The organism is Streptomyces atratus, from assembly GCF_900119365.1.
GTDB classification, from domain to species: domain Bacteria; phylum Actinomycetota; class Actinomycetes; order Streptomycetales; family Streptomycetaceae; genus Streptomyces; species Streptomyces atratus_B.
Genome location: NZ_FPJO01000057.1, coordinates 1 through 6288, shown reverse-complemented (window position 1 = coordinate 6288; position 6288 = coordinate 1). Strand labels below are relative to the sequence as shown.

The 6288-nt window shown below is 70.7% G+C and carries 3 protein-coding genes; 1 reads left to right on the top strand and 2 read right to left on the bottom strand.

Features of this window, described 5'->3' with window-relative positions; genetic code table 11:
- Positions 1-2519 (bottom strand): type I polyketide synthase (locus BT364_RS43835; protein ID WP_256260416.1); only part of this gene is annotated, 2519 nt, incomplete at its 3' end.
- Positions 2520-2868: 349 nt separating this feature from the next.
- Complete coding sequence (locus tag BT364_RS37785; protein WP_072489664.1) at positions 2869-4119, bottom strand: 3-deoxy-7-phosphoheptulonate synthase; 1251 nt, start codon at positions 4117-4119, stop codon at positions 2869-2871.
- A 383-nt stretch (positions 4120-4502) separates the two neighbouring features.
- Here BT364_RS37785 and BT364_RS37780 point away from each other — a divergent pair.
- The coding region (locus tag BT364_RS37780) for a type I polyketide synthase (protein WP_143166620.1) at positions 4503-6288 on the top strand (1786 nt) is incomplete at its 3' end.

Here is a 6288-nt window from a genome sequence, read left to right as displayed (position 1 = left end):
GCGGCACGGGTGGCCTGCTCGAACTCGACGGTCTCGCGGAGGTTGTCGTACCAGTACCCGGCACCCATCTCCGTACCGTCGAGCAATCCACCGGTGAGGGACGAGTACAGGGCCGTGTCGCCGGTCCGCGGGGCGATGCCCACGAGCAGCTTCGCCAACTCCGCCTCGATCACCTCCACATGGGCGGAGTGCGAGGCGTAGTCCACATCGATCTTGCGGGCACGGATGTCATTGGCCCGGCAGTCGGCAACCAGCTCGTCCAGAGCCTCCGGATCGCCCGAAACGACCACGGTGGAAGGCCCGTTGACGGCGGCAATGGAGATCCGGCCGTCCCAGGCCGCGACCTTCTCCCGCACCCACACGGCGGGCTGCGCCACCGACACCATGCCACCACGGCCCGCGAGCGCGGTGATCGCCCGGCTGCGCAGGGCCACCACCTTCGCCGCGTCCTGGAGGGTCAGGATGCCCGCCACAGCGGCTGCCGCGATCTCACCCTGCGAGTGACCGATGACCGCCGCCGGACGGACCCCGAACGACCGCCACACCTCCGCCAGGGACACCATCACGGCCCACAACACCGGCTGCACGACATCCACGCGGTCCAGGCCGGGCACACCCTCCACACCACGCACGACATCCAGCAACGACCAGTCGACGTACGGCTCCAAAGCAGCCGCACACTCGGCCATCCGCGCCGCAAAAGCAGGCGACGAGTCCAGCAACCCCACCGCCATCCCAGCCCACTGCGCCCCCTGACCCGGGAACACGAACACCGGACGGGAACTGCGCCCGGCGGTCCCGCTCACCACGCCTGCGGAAGGCGTTCCCTCAGCGAGCGACTCCAGGGCGGCGAGGAACTCCGCACGCCCGTCGGCCACCAGGGCCGCCCGGTGGCTGAAGGCCGTCCGGGTCAGGGCGAGGGAGTGGCCGATGTCCGCGAGCGGGATGTCGGCGTGGTCGCGCAGGTGCGCGTGGAGGCGCTCGGCCTGGGCGGCCAGGGCCTGTTCGGTCTTGGCCGACAGCACCCACGGCACGGCGGCGGTGCGTACGGCCGGAGCCTTGGCGGTTTCGTCCGGGGCTGCGTCGGCAGCTTCGGGCTTCGCTTCGTCCGTCGTACCGTCCGCCGGTTCGGCGACGGCTTCCGGGGCCTGCTCGACGAGGATGTGCGCGTTGGTGCCGCTCATGCCGAACGAGGAGACGCCGGCGCGGCGCGGCGCACCGGTTGCGGGCCAGGCGCGGGCCTCCGTGAGCAGTTCGACGGCGCCTGCGGACCAGTCGACGTGCGGCGAGGGCTCGTCGGCGTGGAGGGTTCGCGGCAGGACACCGTGGCGCATGGCCATCACCATCTTGATGACTCCGCCGACTCCGGCGGCGCCCTGGGTGTGGCCGATGTTCGACTTCAGCGAGCCGAGCCACAGCGGACGGTCCTCGGGCCGGTTCTGGCCGTAGGTCGCCAGCAGCGCCTCGGCCTCGATCGGGTCGCCCAGTCTCGTACCCGTGCCGTGCGCCTCGACGACGTCGACATCGGTGGTGGTCAGGCGGGCGTTGGCGAGGGCGTCGAGGATGACGCGCTGCTGGGAGGGGCCGTTGGGGGCGGTCAGGCCGTTGGAGGCGCCGTCCTGGTTGACGGCGGAGCCGCGTACGACCGCGAGGACGTCGTGGCCGTTGCGGCGGGCGTCGGAGAGCCGTTCCAGCAGGAGTATGCCGACGCCTTCGCTCCAGCCGGTGCCGTCCGCGGCGGCGGAGAACGCCTTGCAGCGGGCGTCGGCGGCCAGGCCGCCCTGCTCGCTGAAGCCGCCGAAGGCGCTGGGCGTCGACATGATGGTCGCGCCGCCGGCGAGGGCGAGCGTGCACTCGCCGTTGCGCAGGGCCTGAGCGGCGAGGTGGATGTTCACGAGGGAGGTCGAGCAGGCCGTGTCGACGGACACGGCGGGGCCTTCGAGGCCGAGCGTGTAGGCGATGCGTCCGGAGACGACGCTCGCCGCCGTTCCGGTGAGGATGTAGCCCTCGGTGCCCGCGGGGGGTGGGGCCAGCAGGTGGGAGTAGTCCTGGCCGGTGGTCCCGGTGAACACTCCGGTGCGGCTGCCCGCGAGGGAGTCGGGGGTGATCCCGGCGGTCTCCAGGGCCTCCCAGGCGCACTCCAGCAGCAGCCGCTGCTGGGGGTCCATGGCGAGGGCCTCGCGCGGCGAGATGCCGAAGAACGCCGGGTCGAAGTCGGTGGCGTCGTAGATGAAGCCGCCTTCCTCGCGGAAGGAGGCACCCTCCTGGGGCCCGGGGCCGGTGTCGCCGCGGCTCCATCCCCGGTCCTCGGGGAAGTCCGACACCGCGTCGACGCCGGAGTCCACCAGCTGCCACAGCTGGTCGGGGGTCCGTACGCCGCCCGGGTACCGGCAGCTCATGGAGACGACGGCGATCGGCTCGCTGTCGCGGGCCTCCACCTCGCGCAGGCGCTGACGTGTCTGGTGCAGGTCCGCCGCAACCAGCTTCAGGTAATCCCGAAGCGTCTCTTCGTTCGCCATTCATCCCCACCCTGGGCAGCAGCCAGCGCATCGCGTCTTTGGGAGTTCTTCTCCGTATCGAGGGAAAAAGCGAAGGGATTCAGGACGACATCAGGACCGACCCGATCTCAGGTCCGCATTATTCTCCTCAATACAACTCTCGACGCGAAGCTATTCCAGCCGGTGAGTGGCCTTCAACCCCTGAAGAGATCCGAGACCCCCCTATGAGGTCGGCCCGGATCGTTTCCCGAGTTTTTCTCTAGCGTTCGCGGGTCCTCTGGTTCGCGGGTTCACGGGTCCCCTGGTTCGCGGGTTCACGGGTCCCCTGGTTCGCGGGTTCACGGGTCCCCTGGTTGACGGGTTCGCGGGTTCACGTCCAGGCGGTGGCCGGAGTGCGGCGGGAGGCCGCGATCTCGGCGACCAGCTGGGCCAGTTCCAGGGACTGTTCGCGGTTGAGGCGCGGATCGCAGGCGGATTCATAACGGGTGGCCAGGTCGTCGTGGCCGATTCCGGTATGGCCGCCGACGCACTCGGTGACGTCCTCGCCGGTCATCTCCAGATGGATTCCGCCGGGGTGGGTTCCGAGCGCGTGGTGGACGTCGAAGTACCCGGTGATCTCGTCCAGGACGGCGTCGAAGCCCCGGGTCTTGTGGCCGGAGGGCGCGGTGTACGTGTTGCCGTGCATGGGGTCGGTGACCCAGCCCACGCGCGCACCGGAGGCGGCGACCTTCTCCACCAGGAGGGGCAGGTTCTCGCGTACGACCGTGGCTCCCATGCGTACGACGAAGGTGAGCCGGCCCGGCTCCTGGTCGGGGTCGAGCCGCTCGATCAGCGCCAGCAGCTCGTCGGGCTCGGCCGTCGGCCCGACCTTCACCGCCACCGGGTTGCGGATCCCGGCCAGGTAGGCGATGTGGGCGCCGTCGGGGTCGCGGGTGCGCTCGCCGGCCCAGAGCAGGTGACCTGATCCGGCGTACGGGCGGCGTGAGTACGGGTCGATGCGGGTCAGCGGCGTCTCGTAGTCGAGCAGCAACGCCTCGTGGGAGACGAACAGTTCCTCGGGTACGTGCCCCCGGGTCGTCGTGGGACTGCCGCCGACCAGGGCACGGGCGAGGTTCAGGGTCGCCGCGGCGGCCTCGTGGGCGCGCAGCATCCGGTGCGGGTCCGGGGTGCGGGCCGCCGCCGTGAACTCCAGTCCGTTGACGGACTCGCCCCGGTAGGAGGGGAGGGTGACGCCGTCGCGTGCCTCGAAGGCACTGGACCGGGGCTTGGCGTACTGCCCGGCCATCCGGGCGAGCACGACGACGGGCAGGGCGGTGCGGCCGGACAGCGCGGCGGCCATCCGGGAAAGGGTGTCGAGCCGGTTCTCCATGACGGACAGGGAGGTGTCGAGCGTTTCCGCGCAGTCGCCGCCCTGGAGCAGCATGGCCCGGCCCTCGGCCACCGCGGCCAGCCGGTGCTTGAGCAGGTCGCTCTCGCGCGGCATGACGAGCGGGAGGCTCGCCGCCAGGCGGTGCTTGACCGTGCGGAGCACCTCGGTGTCGGGCCAGCCGGGCTGCTGAGCAACGGGGCGCTGGACCACGGGTCGCTGGGCAACGGAGTGACGGACTGGGGAGGTTTGCATCAGACGGCCTCGTCATGTCGCAGGGAAGTCGCGTACGCCGGAGGAACCAGCAGGCACAGTGAGCGTCCTGCCGAGCGGATGAAAATCACCACACATTTGATCCAGGTGCCCTCGAATTCCGGTCGACGATTAATGGAATGGCTGCTCCGATACCGCTCAGGTACTGCTTCGATGCCGATTAGGGGACTGCCCTGGGCCCGTTGTTAGGGGTTGTCGGCCGCCGTGCAGCCACATAGCTTCCACCATTGAGGGCGATCATGGGTGCTTTTGATGACGCCGCCTGTCGGCCGCCGTGTCCGTAATCCATCGGCATCGATCCGGACAAAGCGTGATCGCCATGAGCGGACGAAGAGCGACGGTTCCTAAGAGGGCGGGAATTTTCCATGACGAGCGAAGAGAAACTGCTTGATCACCTGAAGTGGATGACCGCTGAGCTGCGCCAGGCGAAACAACGCCTGCGCGAAGTGGATTCGGGCGAGCAGGAGCCGATCGCGATCGTCGGGATGAGCTGCCGGTATCCGGGCGGGGTCGACTCCCCCGAGGCCCTGTGGCAGCTGGTGGCCTCGGGCACCGATGCCGTGGCGGAGTTCCCGCGGGACCGCGGCTGGGACCTGGAGACGCTGACCGCCGCCGACCCGGACGGGCCGGGGGCCTCGATCAGCTCCGAGGGCGGTTTCCTGTACGGCGCCACGGAGTTCGACGCCGGCTTCTTCGGGATCTCGCCGCGCGAGGCGCTCGCGATGGACCCGCAGCAGCGGTTGATCCTCGAATCCTCCTGGGAGCTCTTCGAGCGGGCTGGGATCGATCCGGAGTCGCTGCGCGGCAGCCGTACCGGCGTGTTCGTCGGCACGAACGGCCAGGACTATCCGACCCTGCTGCCGAACAGCGCCGAGAACGTCGAGGGCTACCTGGTCGTCGGTGGTTCGGCCAGTGTCATCTCCGGGCGCATCTCGTACACCCTCGGTCTCGAAGGACCGGCCGCGACGGTGGACACGGCCTGCTCGTCCTCCCTGGTGGCCCTGCACTGGGCGTGCCAGGCGCTGCGCGAGCAGGAATGCTCGCTGGCCGCGGCGGGCGGTGTGGCGCTGATGTCGACGCCGGGCACCTTTCAGGAGTTCAGCCGTCAGCGCGCGATGGCCGCCGACGGCCGCTGCAAGGCGTTCGCGGACTCCGCCGACGGCACCGGCTGGGGCGAGGGCGTCGGCATGCTGCTGCTGGAGCGGCTCTCGGACGCCCAGCGCAACGGCCACCAGATCCTTGCCGTCGTACGGGGCTCCGCGGTCAACCAGGACGGTGCGAGCAGCGGTCTGACCGTTCCGAACGGTCCTGCTCAGCAGCGGGTGATCCGGCAGGCGCTCGCCAACGCCGGCCTGGGCCCGGGCGATGTGGACGTGGTCGAGGCGCACGGTACGGGCACGAAACTCGGGGACCCGATCGAGGCACAGGCACTGCTCGCCACCTACGGCCAGGACCGCCCTGAGGACCACCCGTTGTGGCTGGGCTCCCTGAAGTCGAACATCGGCCACACGCAGGCGGCGGCCGGTGTCGGCGGCATCATCAAGATGGTCATGGCGATGCGGCACGGGGAGCTGCCGCGGACCCTGCACGTCGACCGGCCCTCCACGCACGTCGACTGGTCGGCCGGCGCGGTGGAGCTGCTCACCGAGGAGCGGGCCTGGGACGACCCGGGCCGGCCCCGCCGGGCGGGCGTCTCCTCGTTCGGCATGAGCGGCACCAACGCCCACGCCATCATCGAGGCGCCCCCGGCCGAACCCTCCGAGGCGTCTGCCGGGCCTTCCGCCGCCGGGCCTTCCTCCGAGCGCGCCGTCACGGCTGCCGGCCCGGTGCCGTGGCTCATCTCCGGACGCTCGGCCCAAGCTCTGCTGGACCAGGCGGACCGCCTGCGCGCCCATGTGCTCGACGCCCCGACGGCCCCCGCCCTCACCGACATCGGCCTCTCGCTGGCACGGACGCGCACCGCGTTCGACCACCGGGCGGTCGTGATCGCCGACAGCACGTCGGACATGACGGACCGGCTGCGGGCCCTGACCGAGGGCTCCCTGCCGGCCGGAACGGCCTCCGGCACGGTCGGCACGTACGCCAAGCCGGTGTTCGTGTTCCCGGGTCAGGGGGCGCAGTGGGCCGGGATGGCGGTGGGCCTGCTGGAGT